An 18,997-nucleotide genomic window follows, 5' to 3' on the forward strand; every position below is an offset into this window, starting at 1 on the left:
AATCCGGGAGGGGCGCAACATGGAACGTCGTACGTTCATAGGGGGCGGCGCCGCCGCGCTGGCCGCGGTCGCCACGGCCGCGTGCAGGGGCGGTTCCGCCGACGCGGACACCAGCACCTCCACGTCGTCCGCTTCCTCCGGTACGGCGATCAGGTCGACGTCCGCCCAGGCGGCCCCGGCGAACTGGACCGCGCTCTCCCGCGACCTCGACGGCGCCCTGATACGCCCGGGCGAGGCCACCTGGACCACGGCCCACCAGCTGTACAACACCCGCTTCGACGGCCTGAAGCCGGCGGCCGTGGCCTATGTCGCCCACGCCGACGACATACGGACGACCCTCTCCTACGCCCGCGCCCACGACATCCGGGTCGCGATCCGCAACGGCGGCCACTCCTACGCGGGTTGGTCCTCCGGCAACGGCAAGCTGATCGTCGACGTGTCGAAGCTGAAGCAGATCCGGGTGGGCGGCGGCCAGGCCGTCGTCGGCGCCGGCGCCAAACTGATCGACGTCTACCGGGCGCTGACCGCGAAGGGCGTGACGATACCCGCGGGCTCCTGCCCCTCGGTCGGCGTCTCGGGCCTGGTCCTGGGCGGCGGCCACGGCGTGGTCTCCCGGGCGTACGGCCTGACCTGCGACAGCCTCACGCAGGCCACCCTGATCACGGCGGACGGCAAGCAGCTGACCGCCGACGCGACCGAGAACAAGGACCTGTTCTGGGCGCTGCGCGGCGCGGGCAACGGCAACTTCGGTGTCGTGACCGAACTGCACTTCAGGACCCACCCGGCCCCGCAGGCCGTCTCCGCCTATCTGACCTGGCCCTGGTCGAAGGCCGCCGCCGTGGTGAAGGCCTGGCAGGAGTGGGGCCCCGACCAGCCCGACGAGATCTGGTCCTCCTGCCACCTGGAGAACGGCGGCACGCCCACCGTGTCGGTCGCGGCGTTCTCGATCGGCACCTACGGCGAACTGCAGAACGCCCTCGACCGCCTGGTCTCGGCGGTCGGCTCACCGGCCCGCAGCGAGACGCTCAAGCGGCACACCTACGAGGGGGCGATGGAGGCGTACGCGGGCTGCTCGTCGTTCCGCACCGAGGCCCAGTGCCACCTCCCCGGCTCCACCCCGAACCGCAACCCTGAGGGCGCCCTGGGCCGGGAGACCTACGCGGCCCGCTCGGACTTCTTCGACCGTTCGATCTCCTCGGCGGGCATCCAGACCCTGCTGAGGAACGTCGGCTCGGTCCCGGGCGGCGCGGGCAGCATCGCGCTGACGGCCCTGGGCGGCGCGGTCAACCGCGTCTCCCCCACGGCAACGGCCTTCGTCCACCGCCGCTCCCGGATGCTGGCCCAGTACCTGGCGTCATGGCGCGCCGGCACCACAGGCGGGGCGGCCCAGACCTGGCTGACCAACACCCACAACGCCATGCGCCCGTACGCCTCGGGCGCGGCGTACCAGAACTACACGGACCCGACCCTGACGGACTGGCGCCAGGCGTACTACGGAGATGCGGCAACCCGTCTGACGGCAGTGAAGAAGCAGTACGACCCGAACCGCTTCTTCACATATCCCCAGGCCCTGTAGCCGCCCCCTGGCCTGCGGGCAGTCGTGCCGCTAAGGGCGGCTCCCGACCCAAAGAGAGCGGCACCCCGCGAGCGCGGGCAAGCGAACCCCCCGTACGTCAGCCAACCCCACGGGGCACCTATGCCGCCAGGTCCCGCTCCTCCGCCGCTTCCTGCCGGGCCCCCGGGATCAGCGCATCCTGCCCTACCGCAACCCGCCCGCGGCTCCGCACCAGCCACCCACCCCAAGCCGACCCCTCAACAGCCTTCACCACAGGCGTCAGCAGCAGCATGGCGACCGGCGAAAGCAGCAACGCCACAGCCGTCCCCAGCGCGAACCCCCCGACCACATCAGTCGGGTAGTGCACACCCATGTAAACGCGGCAGAACCCTTCAAGCAGCGCCAACCCGATCCCCACAGCCCCGAACTTCCGGCTGGCGACGAACACCCCCACCGCCATGGCCATGGTGATCGTCGCGTGATCGCTCACAAACGAGAAGTCGGTCTTCCCGGACACCAGCACATCGAGCCCGTCGTGCGTCCGAAACGGCCGGGGCCGCTCGACGAACCCCCGTATCGGCACATTCACCAACACCGCCAACGCCGCAGCAACGGGCGCCCACACCAACGCGGCGACAGACGACGCAGCGTCCTCGTCCGCCCGCCGCCGCACGGACCACCAGCAGCACACCACGAGCAGCACCATGGCCAGCAGCAGCCCGTACTCGCCCACGAAGGAGACGGCCCGGTCGAACCAGTGCGGCGCGTCCTTGGCCAGGCCATTGATGTCGTAGAGCAGGTCGACGTCGGGGTTCGACCCGGATTCGGCGAGTCCAGCCATGGTGCTGCGGCCCCTTCGTCGTCTGCTGCCGGACGTACTCGCGCACGCCCGCTTACCCACCCCCGTGGTTGTAGGTCACGTCGCGGACAGCCACCGGGATGACTGTCGGATGACTACGAGAACAGGAACGCACGGTCCCAGTTACTACGTTCCACACTCCACCGAATGATCACGCAGACGTTATCGAAGAGAGACTCATCTCTGCAGCTCAGGGGGTGGGTTCACGCTCGGTTCACACCGTGGTGGGCAGTGCTTTCGCGCCATCTTCGGTGACTCGCGTGGCTCCGAAGTACTCGGAGGTGTCGATGGGGTCGAACCGGATCACCGCACCCGTCCTCGGCGCGTCGATCATGTACCCGCCGCCCACATAGATCCCCACATGGTGGATGGCCCGGGAGTCGGTGGGGTCCGTGGAGAAGAACACGAGATCTCCGGGCAGCAGCTCGTCACGCTTGGGGTGCGGCCCGGCGTTGTACTGGTCGTTGGCGACCCGCGGCAGCGTGATCCCGACACTCTCGTACGCGGCCTTGGTCAGCCCCGAGCAGTCAAAACGCCCGTTGTCCACAGCGGTACCGTCGCCGCCCCACAGATAGGGCGTCCCGAGCTTCTTCTGCGCGTAGTAGATGGCCGCCGCGGCCTGCTTGCTGGGATCCACCCGGCTGACGGGCGCGGCGAAGCTCTCCTCGAGCGTCGTGATCGTCTTGACGTAGTTCTGGGTCTCCTTGTACGGCGGCACGCCCCCGTACTTGATCACCGCGTAGGCCCCCGCGTTGTACGACGCGAGCATGTTTTCGGTCAGATTCCCGGGTACGTCCTTGACGTACGAGGCGAGCTGGCAGTCGTACGAGGCGGCGGACGGAATGGCATCCGCCGGATCCCAGACGTTCTTGACGCCGTCTCCGTTGCCGTCGACGCCCTGGGTGGCCCAGGTGCCCGGAATGAACTGCGCTATCCCCTCCGCGGCCGCGGCACTCCTGGCGTTCGGATTGAACCCGCTCTCCTGGTAGAGCTGGGCGGCGAGCAGTGCGGGGTTGAGGGCGGGGCAGAGGTTGCCCCACTTCTGCACGATGGCCGAGTACGCGGCGGGAACGGCCCCCTTGGCCAGGGCCTTGGTACCGCCGCCCACCCCGTTGATGAGGTTCCCGGCGACGACGTACACCCCGACGACGAGCAGCATGACGAAGGACAGAGCAGAGCCGACGGCAACGCCGGCAACGATCCACGCCTTACGCACCGTCAACCGCCCCTCACCGCCCGGGAGTCCGAAGCACACGTCAGTCTAGGGCCGCGCCCATTGTTCCGGGAGATCAAGGCGCCCCGATAGGGGCGCGAGGAACTGCGCGACCAGCCACGGCGGCGCTGCAGACGATCGACGGCACATCCCAACCCCGCGACGGAGCCGCAAATCGGCGCACCCAGCGGTGCGCTGACACATCAGTTGGTCGCATCCCGATACAACTCGGCCGCCTCCGCTCCGAACACCACGCTGTACGAGATGTCGTCCGTGCTCCCGCCCTTCTCGTGCCCGCCCAGGATCCCGACGACCGCCTTGTCCCCGTTGACCCAGGGACTGCCGCTCGTCCCTCCTGACAGTCCGGGGCAGTCGATCCGCTGCTGGGTACGGCTGTGCGAGGTCGGTCTGTTGGTGCAGCTGACGGGCACTTCACGGGCGCTGGGATACCCGGTGACGGTGACGGCGGTGGCCCCGGTCGTCGTGCCGGCCACAAAGGGGTTGCCGCCGACGGCGTCCTCGACGCTCTTCCCGCTCTTGTTCTCGACGACGGCGAAGGCGACGTCACTGTCCTCGTGCTGCCCCTTGGCCCACCCGTCGGGCAGGAACGCCTTCCGCACCGTCCACGTCCCGTACGGCGCCTGCCCGCCCCGGTACCCCGGCACGAAGATGAGGTCCCCGTCCTTGCTCCCGTTGAGGCAGTGGGCCGCCGTGACGATGAGGTTGCGATGCGGGCTGTACACGACGGAGGCGGTGCAGAAGTGCCCGCCGGCGAGCGAGGATCGCCGGTCGGCGTCGAAGAGGGCTCCGACCTTCCTGGACTGCGCGTTGTCCGCCGCCACAACGGTCACCCCGAGGGGCCCCGGCCCGTCGTCCGCATTGGCGAGGGAAGCGGAGGTGAGCGCCGGCACGAGGAGCACGACAGCAGCGCACAGGGGACTGGTCATACGCCTGCTGATGCGTGGGATGCGCTTCATCGGCGTCCACTGTGGCCCACGAAGGTGAGAAAGAGGTCTGGCGTTCACTTGGATCGCTCCGTGAACGGTCCTCCCTGCGGCTGCGGATCGCGCGCAGAAGCGCCGTACGCGACACCCGGGTGCCGGGGTCGCGTACGGGGCAGGGCGCCCGGCGACACGGACATGGCTCGTTGCCTCCGTCTCTCCACCGCTTCGGCGTCCCCACCACCGTACGGTGCGGCCGCCGACTCCGCCTCCGCGTCACGCCCCAGCCACGCCGGTGCAATCTCCCTGTACCGCGGCTCCGCTTTCGCCACAACACCCTCCCTTCACTCTCCGAACCCACACCATCACGTTAGGCCACCGGACTGACATTCGGCCCGCAACACAGTCCTGGCCGTGTCCTACCCGGCGTCGTCGGCGGTCCCGCTGCCGGGCGGCTCGATGCGCTCGATCAGCTGCCCGCTCCAGGCCCGCAAGGCCTCGGCGTGCTGAGGCGTGAGCGTGTCGAGGAAGTAGCGGCGGATGTTTCCCGCGTGCACGAGGACGGCGCTCTGCACGGCGCCGCGCCCCTTGTCGGTCAGCCCGATCCCGGTACGGCGGCCACCGGCGCCGTGCTCGGTCCGCTCCACGAAGCCGCGGTTCTCCATGCGCGTCAGCTGGTGCGAGACGCGGCTCTTCTCCCAGTCGAGCGACTCGGAGAGCTCGCCGACGCGCATCTCGCGGCCGGGGGCCTGCCAGAGCGTCACCAGCACGCTGAACTCGGCCTTCGAGATGCCGCAGTCACGCTGGAGACCGCGTTCGAGCTCCCGGGTGAGCAGGCGTTGCGCGCGCATCCAGGTGTCCCAGAACTCCCACTCCTCGGGTTCCAGCGTGCGCATCTGAGCCATGACGGGCAGCATACCGAGCCAGGGGTGTTGACGTGTCAACTCACCCCCTTCTAGAGTTGACACGTCAACTCCTTTGGAAGGAACTCCATGGCACTCCGCATCGGCATCATCCTCGGCACCACCCGCCCCGGACGCCGGGGCGAGCCGATCGCCTCCTGGGTGCTCGACACGGCGCGCGCCCACGGCGGCGCCGACTACGAGCTCATCGACCTCGCCCACCACCGCCTCGGCAACCTCGACGAGGGCGGAAATCCGATCCACCAGCGGTACGAGCACCCGCACACCCGCGCCTGGTCCGCACTGATCGACGACTTCGACGGCTTCGTGTTCCTCGTCCCGGAGTACAACCACTCCTTCCCCGGCGCACTCAAGAACGCGCTGGACTACGTCTACCGGGAGTGGAACGACAAGGCCGCCGGCATCATCAGCTACGGCGGCTGGGCCGCGGGCGTTCGAGCCGCCGAGGCGCTGCGGCTCGTGCTCGCCGAGCTCCAGACGGCCACGGTCCGCACTCAACCCGCCATCGCCCTGATACCCGCGTTCGCGACCGGCTCCTTCGTCCCGGCGGAGGGCCTCACCGCCGCGGTCTGCGGCATGCTCGACCAGGTCATCGCCTGGTCCGGTGCGTTGCGCGGCGTACGCGAGGCCAAGGCGGAGGCACACGCAGGCGCCCTGCCTGCCGCAACGACATGACGCTCAGCCGGTCACATCGGCCTTGCCCCCGGCCGGAGTGACCGCATACCACTGCCCGCCCCTCCCCTGACCGTTCAGCTGCCCGGCCCCCGTATCACCCACATACCGGTACAACGGCCATCCGCCCAGGGTGAGTTGCTTCCTGCCGTGGCGATGGACCGTACCGAGCAGGCTCTTGTCGACGCCCACCGTCTGCACGGAGTCCGACACGATGACCGGAATCCACGTCTTCACGCAGGCACCGGCGCACGTCCACCGCGACGGATTCGGCCGGTCCTTGTCGTAGCGGTAGAGGGTCGCCCCCTTCCCGTCGGTGACGACGCTGCCCCCGCCCTTCACGGCCTCGACCCTCAACGTGGTGGTCGAGGCCACCTGTCCGCTCCCGGACGCCTCACCGCCGACCGGTGCCGAGGTCGCCGGTGCCGAGGTCGCCGGAGCCGACGTGACCGGCGCGACGCCGGCAGCGCTCGCACCGGAGGCGCCGCCGCTCATGGAGTCGCACGCCGCCAGCAGGAAAGCGCAGACGAGGCCCGCGGCCGAAGCGAGGACGATGCGGTGCTGGATCACAGGGTTGCCCCTCTTCGGGGTCGTCATCCACATGCCCACTACATACGTCGGGCAACTCCCGCCCTCTCAGCCGCCGATGCCACATGACGCAGACTTGACCACCGCCCCGCCCGGCCGGCGGCGGCAGCACCCGGGAAGTGACGCGCGTAAACCTGTCTCCCACCTGTCCGAATACTGTGCGCGAAGTCAAGCCACCCCCAACCCCCCTCCATCGCACCGCCATTGAGCAGCAATCCGCCAACCCCCTTCAGTAATACGGAAGTCAGAATTCCGAAACTGCCTTGTTTGTCGCGTACTCAACAAGCGATGGTCTACGCGGGTCGCCGCCCCTGCCGAGAACACCCGGCAGTCCCCCCACCGCAGGCCTCTGCCCACCACTTCCAGGAGGCTGTACGTTGCGTACGACCACCCCCGACTCCCCCCACATATCCGGCAGATGGCGCCGGATCGGCTCGGCCGCCGCGGCCGCCGCAGCGCTGGTCCTCGCCGGATTCGGCACCGCCGTCCAGGCGAGCGCCGCCACCACGACCACGACGACCGCCCACAAGGTGAGCACCAAGGCGATCGCCGCGCAGGTCGCCAAGGCGCACGTGCAGTACACGAAGGCCTGTGGCGCGGCCCCGAAGAAGGGCTACGCCGCGTGCAACGCCCTGCGCGTCACCGGCGGCACCACCGCCTTCATGGAGAAGCAGGCCGCGCTCAAGGACGTCGCCCCCAAGACCATCAAGCCGAACGCCGCCACCGACACCCCGACCGGTTACGGCCCGTCGGACATCCAGTCGGCGTACGGCCTGACCGACGCCGCCTCCTCCAACGGCTCCGGCGAGACCGTCGCCATCGTCGACGCCTACGACGACCCGAACGCCGAGGCGGACCTGGCCACGTACCGCGACTACTACGGCCTGAGCTCCTGCACCACGGACAACGGCTGTTTCTCCAAGGTCAGCCAGACCGGTTCCACGACCTCTCTGCCCACCGCCGACAGCGGCTGGGCCGGTGAGATCTCCCTCGACCTCGACATGGTCAGCGCGACCTGCCCGAACTGCAACATCCTCCTCGTCGAGGCCAAGTCGGCGTCCGACGCCAACCTGGGCACCGCGGTGAACGAGGCCGTCAAGCTCGGCGCCAAGTTCGTCTCCAACAGCTACGGCGGCTCCGAGTCCTCCTCGGACACGACGTACGACTCCTCGTACTACAAGCACCCGGGGGTCGCCATCACCGCGAGCGCCGGCGACAGCGGCTACGGCGCCGAATACCCGGCCGCCTCGAAGTACGTCACGGCAGTCGGCGGCACGAAGCTCTCGACGTCCTCCAACAGCCGCGGCTGGACCGAGAGCGTCTGGAACACCAGCAGCACGGAGGGCACCGGTTCCGGCTGCTCCTCGTACGACGCGAAGCCGTCCTGGCAGACCGACACCGGCTGCAGCAAGCGCATGATCGGTGACGTCTCCGCGGTCGCCGACCCCGCCACCGGTGTCTCCGTCTACGACACCTACGGCTCCGACGGCACCGGCTGGAACACCTACGGCGGCACCAGCGCCTCCTCCCCGCTCATCGCCTCGGTCTACGCCCTCGCCGGCACCCCGGGCGCCGGCGACTACCCGGCGCAGTACCCCTACAACGCAGCCGGCACCTCAGCGCTGAACGACGTCACCAGCGGCAGCAACGGCTCCTGCTCCACCAGCTACTTCTGCACCGCGAAGTCGGGCTACGACGGCCCGACCGGCTGGGGCACCCCCGAGGGCCTGGGCGCCTTCACCGCAAGCTGACAGCAGTACGCGGCAGGACCACCCCGTCGGGTCACGGGGAGCCGCCGGCTGAGGGAGTACGTGGGGCCTCCTCGGCGGCACGGAAAGGGAAACGGGTCACGGCAGCCGGCCGCGGCCCGTTTTCCCGTACGCCCCGGCCTTCGGACGTGACAGCCCGTCGGGCACCATCTTCCGAGAACGTCGACGTCCGCTCCACGACGCCCCGGGGGAAAACCGCATGAGGCGCACGCTCTCAGTCCTGCTCGCCGTCGCCGCACTCACCGCGCCACTGGCCGGTTGCAGCAGCTCGTCGAAGAACGTCACCGGCACCGTCGTCGGCAAGGACACGGACCACGAGTGCAAGACGAAGAAGAAGGGCACGAAGAGGACCCGCAGCTGCCATACCGAGTACGAGCTGAAGGTCCGCACGAAGAGCGGCGACGAGGAAGAGGTCGACGTCAGCTACAGCGCCTACGACAACTGCGTCGAGGGTTCGCGCTACCCCAGGTGCGCCACGCACTAGCGGACCAGGCACAACCCCGATCCCATGCAACTCCCTTGAACCGCCTGTGAGTTGAGTAAAGCCTCAGACCGGTTTCGGTAAGCCGGAAGTCAGTATTCCGGCCCTCTCTTGTTGTTGCGTACTCAACAAGAGAGGGTCGGCAACGCACCCGCACCGCCCCTGTTCCACCCCCATCAGGACCACCGGAACATCAGGAGGCTGCACGATGCGTTCCACTCCCCCCGACAGACCGGCCGGCCGCCGCGGCCTGCGTCGTATCACCACCGCAGCGGTCGCCACGGCCGCCCTGCTCCTGGCCGGCTTCGGCACCGCCGTCCAGGCGGAGGCGGCGCAGCCCGCCGCTTCCGCCAAGGTCACCTGGACCGCAACCCCCTGCGCCACCCCCGCCCACAAGGGCGAACTGGCCTGCAACTCCTACCGCGTCACCGGCGGACTCACCGCCTTCCAGAAGCAGCAGGCGGCAAGGACGGGCGTCACCCCCAAGGCAGCCGACGCCGCCACCCCCTCCGGCTACGGCCCCACCGACCTCCGGTCCGCCTACGGCCTCACCTCCGCCGCCGCCTCGGGCGGCTCCGGCAAGACCATCGCCATCGTCGACGCCTACGACGACCCGAACGCCGAGGCGGACCTCGCCACCTACCGCTCGTACTACGGCCTCTCCGCCTGCACAACCGCCAACGGCTGCTTCAAGAAGGTCAGCCAGACCGGCTCGACGACCTCCCTGCCCTCCGCCGACAGCGGCTGGGCCGAGGAGATCTCCCTCGACCTCGACATGGCCTCCGCCATCTGCCCGAACTGCAACATCCTGCTCGTCGAGGCGACCTCCGCGACGATGGCGAACCTGGGCACCGCGGTCAACCGCGCGGTCAGCCTCGGCGCGAAGTACGTCTCCAACAGCTACGGCGGCTCGGAGTCCTCCTCCGACACGAGCTACGACTCCTCGTACTTCAACCACGCGGGCGTCGCCATCACCGTCAGCGCGGGCGACAGCGGCTACGGCGCCGAATACCCGGCGGCCTCCCGGTACGTGACCTCCGTCGGCGGCACGGCCCTGACCAAGGCCGCCTCCACCACCCGCGGCTGGACGGAAACCGTCTGGAAGACGTCGAGCACCGAGGCCACCGGCTCCGGCTGCTCCTCCTACGACGCCAAGCCCACCTGGCAGACCGACACCGGCTGCACCAAGCGCACGATCTCCGACGTCTCGGCCGTCGCCGACCCCGCCACCGGCGTCTCCGTCTACGACTCCTACGGCATCACCGCCGGCTGGTACACCTTCGGCGGCACCAGCGCCTCCTCACCGATCATCGCGGGTGTCTACGCCCTCGCCGGCACCCCCTCGTCCTCCTCCTACCCGGCCTCCTTCCCCTACGCGGCGGCCGGCACCTCCGCCCTCAACGACGTCACCAGCGGCAACAACGGCAGCTGCACCACGAGCTACCTGTGCACCGCCCGGTCGGGGTACGACGGCCCGACCGGCTGGGGCACCCCGGAGGGGGTCTCCGCCTTCACCGGCTGACGACTGACCCTCCGTCAACGAGCGGGCCACGGCCACCAGCCGCGGCCCGTTCGCCGTACCGGATACTCTTCATCCGTTCGCCCGTCACCCGGAGAACATCGGCTCGACCCCTCGCCCGACCCACCGTCAGGAACGCTTCAGGTCGTAAGAGGGGTCAACGACGGAACCCCACCACAGGTTCCGCTCAGGCCTCATTGCCCGGCGTGACCTGCCGTGATACACAGAGTGACCTAACAGCTATTCGTACGAAACCCGCCATGCAATGACGCCAAGTCGACATACGAAGGCAGCATTGTCGGCGAGAATGAGCCTGACCTCTGCACACCCGCAGGGGACTGCGGAACTACCCACCAGGGGCGGTGACTTAGATGCTCTTTGCGGCCGACAAGGGAAACATCAACACCATCATCGGCGGGATCGCTCCGGACTGGGGCCCCTTCGGCAGCCTGGGCAACGAGGCGAAGGTCATGATCGAGGTGGTGATGGCCGTCGCCATTCTCCTCTGCCTCGGCATCGCCGTCTGGGGCGCCGCGAAGCAGCGCATCGGCGCGACCGCGCTCCGCGACACCTTCAGCGCGGAACAAGGCAAAGGCCTCATCATCGCCGGTCTCACCGGGGTATTCATCATCGGTTCGCTGGGCACGCTCTTCACCATCGTGTACGGCATGGCCGTCTAGCAGGCCTTTTACGGCACGCGTCCGCCAGTCCCCGCCGGGCACGCCCGGTCCCCTCCACCCCCACCCGCCCGTCGTGCCCACCGGCTGAGGTTGCGTTTCCCTGATGTCGAGTCACCACTCCGCGCCCGCGCGGGAACCAGCACGGCTACCGTCGTATGTCTACGAGCTGGAGAGGGCGTACACGGCATGAGTCTCGGAGACGAGCACGAGGCCTCCGGCGGTTACGGCGGCACGGGCCAGACCCGGACCCGGCTGCCCGACGGGGGCGGCGACGTCTACGGCGGCGCCCGCCGCGGCGGCCGCTCGTCGTCCCGCAGCCTGATCACGGTGGTGGGCGTGGTGGTCCTACTGATCGCCGCCATCGCCTTCGCGAACCGTGGAGGAAGCGATTCCTCTTCGGCCGGCGGGAACGGCAGCAAGCCGGACGCTGCGTCCACGGCTGCGAGCGGGACGAAGCCGGTGCGGACGACGGCGGGCGGGATTCCGGCAGGCTTCGCGCACGACCAGCAGGGGGCGCAGAGCGCTGCCGCGAACTATGCGGTGGCGCTCGGCTCGGCCGACATGTTCAACAAGACCAGGCGTGACGCGATCCTGCAGGCCGTCATCACCCCCTCCCGGATCACGAACTTCGTGTCGACCCTGGACAAGGCATACACCCCGCAGCTCAACAAGACCCTCGGCCTGAACGAGGACGGCTCCACTCCGTCTGGCTTCACCTTCGTGTCGAGAACTACACCGATCGGCACCAAGGTCACCGCGTCCGTTGAGAACGACACGACCGTCGAGGTCTGGTGCAGCGGCCTCCTCGGCCTCGCTGGCGAGAAGTCCACGAACCCGGTGACGAACAGCTGGTTCACCATCACCATGCAACTGGAATGGACCGGCGGTGACTGGAAGATCGTGCAGCACTCCCAGAAAGATGGTCCAGCGCCTGTCCCCGGCGACAACAAGGCCGCCAGCGCCGACGAGATGGCCAACGCAGTCGAGGAGTACGGAGGGTTCACCTATGCCCGGTAAGCACCGCGTACTCAAGATCGCCTCCGTGATCACGGCCGCTCATACAGCGACTGTGCTCCTGGCGACCCGCGCCCTCGCGGCACCGTCGCCCACACCGTCACCGACCACCAGCAGCGACCCCTGCCGCCTCATCCAGGGAGCGGCCCGGTCCCTCTGCGAGAGCGACCACAACAGCAAGTCGAGCGGCGGGGCGATCAATGACGACCCCACCTCCACGCTCGACCCCCTCTCCTCCCTCGCCAAGGGCTGCGCCAAGGCCGCCTCCTGGACCATCGACAAGCTCAGCGAGGCCGTAAAGGAAACCGCGAACGTCGACTTCACCAACCAGAAGTTCCTTCAGCAGTACGCAGTCGTCTTCGCGGCCTCCGCCATCCTCACCCTCGTCCTCTGGCTGCTCGCGGTGGCCAAGCGAGCCGTCCGAGGTGTCCCCCTCACGACGGCCATCTCGGAGGCGGTCGGTTTCCTCTGGCTGACGGTCCTGGCCTCGGCGTTCACGCCCCTGATCCTCTACACCGTCGTATCGGCGACCGACGCCGTCACCGACGTCATCGCGAAAGGCACCGGCGACCAGACGGACACGTTCTTCGGCACGTTCTCCGCAGCCCTCAACAAAGGCAACGACATCGGCGGCGGCCCGATCATGCTGATCATCGTGTCGCTGGTCTCCGTACTCGCCGCGGGCGTCCTCTACCTGGAGCTCTACCTGCGGGCCGTACTGCTGTACGTCGGCGCCCTGCTCGGCGTCGTTGTCTACGCGGGCCTCGTGGACAAGAACCTGTGGGGTCACGTCCGTCGCTGGGCCGGCATCATGATCGCGGTCATCCTGGTCAAACCCGTGATCGTCATCGTCCTCGGCCTCGCCGGCGCCCTCGCCTCGGGGGGAGGCCCCGACTCCCTGGCCGCCGTCGTCTCGGGCCTCGCCATCATCCTGCTCGCGATCTTCGCCTCCGGGATGATCTACCGCTTCGTCCCCGGCTTCGGCGACGAAATCGCGAACGGCCGCAACAACCGCATCATGGCCGGCGCCGAAGGCAAGGCCGCCGCGGTCATCAGCTCCCCGGCGACCATGGTCGCGCAGGGCATCAAGACGCACAGCGCCCGCGCCAACGACAACGGGGGCGGCGGCCAGTCGTCCTCGAACGGAGGCCCCCGCCCGGCCAACCCGGCCACCGGCGGAGTCGCCGCCCACAGCACCCGCCCCTCGAACGGAGGCGGCGGCTCCGTCCCCACCGCCGCCCCCGCACCCCGTTCGTCGAGCCCGGTGAACACCCCGCACGCCAGCAACACCCGCAACAGCAGTACCAACCGCACGGGAGGTGAAGGGCGTTGACGACCGAGTCCCACCTGTCCCATCCGGTCACGCCCCGCCGTACATATCTCATCGGCCGCGCCCGGCCGAACGCGATCGTCGGCCGAAACCGCGAGTCCGGCGAGATCGCGCTGATCATCGTGGGCGCGTTCCTCGGCATGATGTGCGGGCTCCTGGTCCCCGTCCTCTCCCTGCGCATCGTGCTGCTGACGGGCTTCCCGCTGCTGGCGCTGATGGCGGTCTACGTGCCGTACAAGCACCGCACGTTCTACAAGTGGTTCGAGATCAACCGCAGTTACAAGCGCACCCTGAAGAAGGGCACCGTCTACCGCAGCGGTGTCATCGAGGCCGGTACCCGGCTCGACGGACGCGAGGTCGAAATCGGCCCGCCCCCCGGGATCGGCCGTATCAACTGGCTGGCCGCCCCCTTCGGACCGGACGAGATCGCCGTACTGCTCCACGCGGACCGCCGCACGGTGACAGCGGCCATCGAGATCGAGGGCCCCGGCGTCGGTCTGCGCGACTCGGAGGACCAGGAAGCCCTGGTCGACCGCTTCGGCACGCTCCTCAAGCACGTCGCCAACGGGGACGGCTTCGTCACCCGCCTACAGATGCTCGCCCGCACCCTCCCCGCCGACCCCGACGCCCACGCCAAGGACGTCGCCATCCGCGGGGACGAGAAGTCGCCGGGCTGGCTGCAGCAGTCGTACGACCAACTGCAGTCGATGGTGTCGACGAGCAGCGAGCAGCACCGCGCCTACCTCGTCGCCTGCATGCACTTCACCCGCGACCTCGCGGCCGAGGCACAGGCCATGGCACGCGCCGCCCGCCCCCAGAACGGCCGCAAGGTGGACCGGGACGCCGGTCTCGCGGTCGTCATGGCCCGCGAGCTCACCGACATCTGCTCGCGCCTCCAGGAGGCCGACATCCGTGTCCGCCAGCCCCTCGGGCAGGGCCGACTCGCTTCCCTCATCCACTCCATGTACGACCCGGACCACCCGATCGACCACATCCAGGCGATGACCAAGCGCAACGCCTGGCCGGCCGAACTGGACGCCATGGAGCCGACGTACCTCCAGGCCAAGACCCGGGAGTCCTCCACCCGCGCGCCCTGGTGCCACGCCACGGCCTGGGTGAAGGAGTGGCCGATGACACCCGTCGGCGTCAACTTCCTGGCCCCGCTCCTCGTCCACACCCCGGACGTCATCCGAACGGTCGCCGTCACGATGGATCTCGAACCCACCGAGGTGGCCATCGAACGCATGCTCACCGAGAAGACCAACGACGTGGCCGAGGCCTCCCGGGCCGCCAAGATGAACCGCACGGTCGACCCCCGTGACATCGCCGCCCACAACCGCCTGGACCAGCGCGGCGAGGACCTGGCGAGCGGCGCGGCCGGCGTGAACCTGGTCGGCTACATCACCGTCTCCTCCCGCTCCCCCGAGGCCCTCGCCCGCGACAAGCGGACCATCCGCGCCTCGGCCGGAAAGTCGTACCTGAAGCTGGAGTGGTGCGACCGGGAACACCATCGCGCCTTCGTGAACACGCTCCCGTTCGCCACCGGCATCCGAAGGTAGGGGCTGAGTTCTGATGCGGGATCCGCTGTCCGTCCTGACCGACGCCTTCACGTCCTTCCTGTTCGGGAAGGTCGAGACGACCCGCCTGCCCGTACGCACCTCCACGGGCCAGGCCCAGGCGGTCTACCTGCCGACCGCCGCCCCGGGCCTCGGCGACTCAGGCGTGATCATCGGCCGCGAGGTCTACTCCGGCAAGGGCTACATCTACGACCCCTTCCAGCTGTACGGCCAGCAGCTCCCGGCCCCGCACTGGCTGGTCCTCGGCGAGTCCGGCAACGGCAAGTCGGCCCTGGAGAAGACCTACGTCCTACGTCAGCTGCGCTTCCGCGACCGCCAGGTCGTCGTCCTCGACGCCCAGGGCGAGGACGGCGTCGGCGAGTGGAACCTGATCGCGGAAGAGCTGGGGATAACACCCATCCGCCTGGACCCGGCCGCGGCCCTGGACCACGGCATCCGCCTCAACCCCCTCGACCCGTCGATCACGACGACCGGCCAGCTCGCCCTGCTCCGGACGATCATCGAGGTCGCGATGGGCCACGGCCTGGACGAACGCTCCGGCTTCGCCCTCAAGGTCGCGCACGCCTACGTCAACGAGACGATCGTCGAACGCCAGCCGGTCCTCACCGACATCGTCGAGCAGCTACGCCACCCCGAGCCCGAGTCGGCCGAGGCGATGAACGTCGCCATAGAGGACGTACGGGCCTGGGGCCTGGACGTGGCGCTGGTCCTCGACCGTCTGGTCGACGGTGACCTCCGCGGCATGTTCGACGGCCCGACCACCGTCGGCATCGACCTCGACGCACCCCTCATTGTGTTCGATTTGTCCCACATCGACCGCAACTCCATCGCCATGCCGATCCTGATGGCGATCGTCGGCGTATGGCTGGAACACACCTGGATCCGCCCCGACCGGAAGAAGCGCATCTTCCTGGTCGAGGAGGCCTGGCACATCATCAACAGCCCCTTCGTCGCCCAGCTGTTCCAGCGGCTGCTGAAGTTCGGCCGCCGACTCGGTCTGTCCTTCGTGGCGGTGGTGCACCACCTGTCGGACGTCGTCGACGGCGCGGCGGCGAAGGAAGCCGCGGCCATCCTCAAGATGGCGTCCACGAGGACGATCTACGCCCAGAAAGCCGACGAGGCCCGGGCGACGGGCCGCGTCCTGGGCCTCCCCCGCTGGGCGGTGGAGATCATCCCCACCCTCACCCCCGGCATCGCCGTCTGGGACGTCAACGGCAACGTCCAGGTCGTCAAACACCTGATCACCGAGACGGAACGCCCACTGGTCTTCACCGACCGCGCCATGACGGAGTCGTCCGCCGAACGCGACCTGAGAGACGACGCCCTGCGCGCCGCCGAACTGGAGGCGGAGGAACGCGCGGCAGCCTTCGTGGAACAGCACCTGAGCGACTTCGAGGGGCCGTCCGAGTCGACGGTGGCATAGCAGGGGAGGCGGGACGTGGTGAGACCGGACGACCGGCGAAGAGACCCCCGGGACGGGCAGGGCGGCATCCCGGACGGGCTCCTGCTCGGCATACTCGCCTTCCTCCTCGGCATGACCCTGCTGGTGTGGACGGCCACGGGCCTCGCCGGCCTGTTCGCCAAGGGCAGCTGGCCGGCCGGCGTCATCTTCACCCGCACCCCCACGGCCATGCGCCACCTCATCGGCCAACCGCACGACATCCCGGGCGCCTGGCCCGAGACCCCGGCCACCCAGCTCTCCGGCTACGGCCTGTTCTGGGGCCTGTTCATCGGCCAGTTGATGGTGCTGTTCGTACTGACGGTGTTCGCGATGGGCACGTTCGCGCGCTGGCGCGCAGGCCGCCTGAAGCGACGCACGCCACTCCAGGGACCCACGCCCGAGCCGACGCCGACGCACTACGAGGTCCCGACCCCGAGGACGGCACCGCCCGAACCACAGCCGACGGAACTCCTCCAGGAACCGGCACCCACCCCCGAGCCCTCACCCTCCCTGTTCGCCGAGGACCGGACGCCGCTGGGCGGAGCGGCCGGCAGTCGGGAGAATCTCGTCGTAGCCCCCAGAGAAAACCGCCAGGCGACCGCGACCCAGGCCGTACGTGACGCGGAAGGCCCTGCCCTCGTCATCACCTCGAACCCTGCGATCTGGTCGGACACCAAGGACGCCAGGGCAAAACTGGGCCCCGTACTCCTCTACGACCCCGCCCACCTCTGCGACACCCCGGCCCGCCTCCACTGGTCCCCCACCACAGGCTGCGAGGACAAGCAGACAGCCACGGCGAGAGCCGCCGCCCTCCTCGCCCCGATCCGCCCCACGGCCAAACTCGACCAGGCCCTGACGGCGACAGCCGAAACGCTCCTGCGCAGCTATGTGCACGCCGCCGCCGTCGACGGCCGCACCATCCGCCACGTCCACCGCTGGGCCCAGGGCGCCCAGGTCCAGGACGCGGTCCGCATCCTGCGTACGAACCCCAAGGCGGCCCCCGGCTCCGCGGGCGAACTCGAGGCCGCGCTCACCGCACACCCCGAACGTCGGGACATGGCCCAGGAGTTGACCAGCCGAGCGCTCTCCGCCCTGTTCACGGTCAACATCCGCGAGGCCTGCACACCCAACCGAACAGATGCCCTCACCTTGGATTCCTTCGTCCATGAAGGGGGCACGCTTTATGTGGTGGGGGAATCCATCGAGGACCCCAGAAGCAACCCGGGCGCGATGCCCCTTCTGACGGCCCTCGTCTCAAGCGTGGTCGAGCGTGGCCGGCACATGGCCGAACGGTCATCCTCCGGTCGCCTCGACCCACCACTCACCCTCGTCCTCGACGACGTCGCAGCTGTGGCCCCGCTTCCCCAGCTCCCGGAGCTGCTGGCCACAGGAGCGGACCGGGGCCTGCCGACCCTGGCCCTGCTCCGCTCTCGCGAACAGGGCCGAGCCCGCTGGCCGCACGACGAACTGCCGGTGTAGCGGTCAGCCGACCTCGTCCCGCACCAGGGCGAACTCCAACTCGGACTCCCCCGGCCTCTCCTCCAACGGCACGGTCACCCCGGTCGGCGCGAACCCGACCTTCCGATAGAACCGCTGAGCCCGCCCGTTCTCCTCGTGCACGATGAGCCGCACCCGCTCCACGCCCTGCGCCCAGGCCCAGTCCAGCCCGGCATCGAAGAGCACTTCGGTGAGCCCGATCCCCCGACACTCCCGCTGCACGAACACGCCTACGACATGGCCCTGCTTCCGCTCCACTGGAAACCCGGCCCAGTCGGTCGACCCGGCCTCCTCGACCAGCACGACCAACGTCCCGACCCACTCCCCATCGGGCCCCTCGGCAATGATCTGCTGCGCCCCGGACGCGCCCTCGGCGGCGCCGGCCGCACGCTCCTGCCAGAAGGAATCCGGGCGCGCGATCGCTTGCTCGTAGGTTTCCAGAAAGGCGAGATGCGCTACGGGATCTTGCAGCGAGGCAAGTCGCAGCGCCTTCGCCCGGGGCCACTCGTCGGCGCGTATGGAACGGACCTTGTAGTTCATGCAGGCCACGGTAGCCCAAACGCAGAAAACCCCCGTACCGAATAAACGGTACGGGGGTTTCCTCAACAATTGTTCGGCGGCGTCCTACTCTCCCACAGGGTCCCCCCTGCAGTACCATCGGCGCTGTAAGGCTTAGCTTCCGGGTTCGGAATGTAACCGGGCGTTTCCCTCACGCTATAACCACCGAAACACTATGAAGTTACGACCGGAAAAACACAGTCGTTGCCTCAGAACTAACACAGTGGACGCGAGCAACTGAGGACAAGCCCTCGGCCTATTAGTACCGGTCACCTCCACACCTTACGGTGCTTCCAGATCCGGCCTATCAACCCAGTCGTCTACTGGGAGCCTTACCCCATCAAGTGGGTGGGAGTCCTCATCTCGAAGCAGGCTTCCCG

At 68.9% G+C, this 18,997-nt stretch carries 17 protein-coding genes and 2 rRNA genes; 11 read left to right on the plus strand and 8 right to left on the minus strand.

All coding sequences use genetic code 11. The annotated features are described in order from the left end of the window. Nucleotides 1-19: 19 nt before the first annotated feature. Nucleotides 20-1,576 carry an FAD-binding oxidoreductase gene (locus tag AB0N07_RS08745; RefSeq protein WP_365833508.1) on the plus strand — a complete coding sequence of 519 codons (1,557 nt, stop codon included), beginning with the start codon at nt 20-22 and terminating at the stop codon, nt 1,574-1,576. A 118-nt stretch (nt 1,577-1,694) separates the two neighbouring features. Here AB0N07_RS08745 and AB0N07_RS08750 read toward each other — a convergent pair whose 3' ends face one another. The 4 genes from AB0N07_RS08750 to AB0N07_RS08765 all read right to left on the minus strand — a co-directional run bounded on the left by AB0N07_RS08750 (nt 1,695) and on the right by AB0N07_RS08765 (nt 5,473). Next, nucleotides 1,695-2,396 carry a phosphatase PAP2 family protein gene (locus tag AB0N07_RS08750; RefSeq protein ID WP_365833509.1) on the minus strand — a complete coding sequence of 234 codons (702 nt, stop codon included), beginning with the start codon at nt 2,394-2,396 and terminating at the stop codon, nt 1,695-1,697. Between the two features lie 232 nt (nt 2,397-2,628). Further along, nucleotides 2,629-3,636, minus strand: coding sequence for a bifunctional lytic transglycosylase/C40 family peptidase (locus AB0N07_RS08755; protein ID WP_365833510.1), 1,008 nt, complete (start codon nt 3,634-3,636; stop codon nt 2,629-2,631). 194 nt (nt 3,637-3,830) lie between these two features. Continuing rightward, nucleotides 3,831-4,604, minus strand: a complete 774-nt coding sequence (locus AB0N07_RS08760; RefSeq protein WP_365833511.1) for a trypsin-like peptidase domain-containing protein — start codon at nt 4,602-4,604, stop codon at nt 3,831-3,833. Nucleotides 4,605-4,987: 383 nt separating this feature from the next. Beyond that, complete coding sequence (locus AB0N07_RS08765; protein WP_365833512.1) at nt 4,988-5,473, minus strand: MarR family winged helix-turn-helix transcriptional regulator; 486 nt, start codon at nt 5,471-5,473, stop codon at nt 4,988-4,990. Between the two features lie 87 nt (nt 5,474-5,560). Between AB0N07_RS08765 and AB0N07_RS08770 the strand changes: the two genes are divergently transcribed. Next, nucleotides 5,561-6,166 carry an NAD(P)H-dependent oxidoreductase gene (locus tag AB0N07_RS08770; protein ID WP_365833513.1) on the plus strand — a complete coding sequence of 202 codons (606 nt, stop codon included), beginning with the start codon at nt 5,561-5,563 and terminating at the stop codon, nt 6,164-6,166. A gap of 3 nt (nt 6,167-6,169) precedes the next feature. Here AB0N07_RS08770 and AB0N07_RS08775 read toward each other — a convergent pair whose 3' ends face one another. Further along, nucleotides 6,170-6,760, minus strand: a complete 591-nt coding sequence (locus AB0N07_RS08775; RefSeq protein ID WP_365833514.1) for a hypothetical protein — start codon at nt 6,758-6,760, stop codon at nt 6,170-6,172. 368 nt (nt 6,761-7,128) lie between these two features. On the opposite strand from AB0N07_RS08775, the gene AB0N07_RS08780 reads away from it, so the two are divergent. From AB0N07_RS08780 to AB0N07_RS08820, 9 genes are all read left to right on the plus strand, one after another. Further along, nucleotides 7,129-8,502 (plus strand): S53 family peptidase, encoded by a 1,374-nt coding sequence (locus AB0N07_RS08780; RefSeq protein ID WP_365833515.1) that lies wholly within the window; start codon nt 7,129-7,131, stop codon nt 8,500-8,502. Nucleotides 8,503-8,719: 217 nt separating this feature from the next. Next, nucleotides 8,720-9,004, plus strand: coding sequence for a hypothetical protein (locus AB0N07_RS08785; RefSeq protein ID WP_365833516.1), 285 nt, complete (start codon nt 8,720-8,722; stop codon nt 9,002-9,004). 205 nt (nt 9,005-9,209) lie between these two features. Further along, nucleotides 9,210-10,523 carry a S53 family peptidase gene (locus tag AB0N07_RS08790; protein WP_365833517.1) on the plus strand — a complete coding sequence of 438 codons (1,314 nt, stop codon included), beginning with the start codon at nt 9,210-9,212 and terminating at the stop codon, nt 10,521-10,523. A gap of 368 nt (nt 10,524-10,891) precedes the next feature. Beyond that, a complete protein-coding gene (locus AB0N07_RS08795) occupies nt 10,892-11,200 on the plus strand; it encodes a hypothetical protein (protein ID WP_351213614.1) in 309 nt (102 codons plus the stop codon). 186 nt (nt 11,201-11,386) lie between these two features. After that, nucleotides 11,387-12,217, plus strand: coding sequence for a hypothetical protein (locus AB0N07_RS08800; RefSeq protein ID WP_365833518.1), 831 nt, complete (start codon nt 11,387-11,389; stop codon nt 12,215-12,217). Beyond that, nucleotides 12,207-13,547 carry a hypothetical protein gene (locus tag AB0N07_RS08805; RefSeq protein ID WP_365833519.1) on the plus strand — a complete coding sequence of 447 codons (1,341 nt, stop codon included), beginning with the start codon at nt 12,207-12,209 and terminating at the stop codon, nt 13,545-13,547. Before AB0N07_RS08800 ends, AB0N07_RS08805 begins: the two co-directional genes overlap by 11 nt. Next, nucleotides 13,544-15,103 (plus strand): SCO6880 family protein, encoded by a 1,560-nt coding sequence (locus AB0N07_RS08810; protein ID WP_365833520.1) that lies wholly within the window; start codon nt 13,544-13,546, stop codon nt 15,101-15,103. Before AB0N07_RS08805 ends, AB0N07_RS08810 begins: the two co-directional genes overlap by 4 nt. Nucleotides 15,104-15,116: 13 nt before the next feature. Continuing rightward, nucleotides 15,117-16,544, plus strand: a complete 1,428-nt coding sequence (locus tag AB0N07_RS08815) for an ATP-binding protein (RefSeq protein ID WP_365833521.1) — start codon at nt 15,117-15,119, stop codon at nt 16,542-16,544. 18 nt (nt 16,545-16,562) lie between these two features. Beyond that, entirely contained in the window at nt 16,563-18,041 is a 1,479-nt protein-coding gene (locus AB0N07_RS08820) for a TraM recognition domain-containing protein (protein WP_365833528.1), read from the plus strand. Between the two features lie 3 nt (nt 18,042-18,044). Here AB0N07_RS08820 and AB0N07_RS08825 read toward each other — a convergent pair whose 3' ends face one another. The 3 genes from AB0N07_RS08825 to AB0N07_RS08835 form a co-directional block, all read right to left on the minus strand. Next, complete coding sequence (locus tag AB0N07_RS08825; RefSeq protein ID WP_365833522.1) at nt 18,045-18,599, minus strand: GNAT family N-acetyltransferase; 555 nt, start codon at nt 18,597-18,599, stop codon at nt 18,045-18,047. A 71-nt stretch (nt 18,600-18,670) separates the two neighbouring features. After that, nucleotides 18,671-18,787, minus strand: a 5S ribosomal RNA gene (gene rrf / locus AB0N07_RS08830). 69 nt (nt 18,788-18,856) lie between these two features. Next, nucleotides 18,857-18,997: ribosomal RNA gene (locus AB0N07_RS08835) — 23S ribosomal RNA — on the minus strand; the annotation flags it as partial.

The organism is Streptomyces sp. NPDC051172 (assembly GCF_040682555.1).
Lineage (GTDB): Bacteria > Actinomycetota > Actinomycetes > Streptomycetales > Streptomycetaceae > Streptomyces.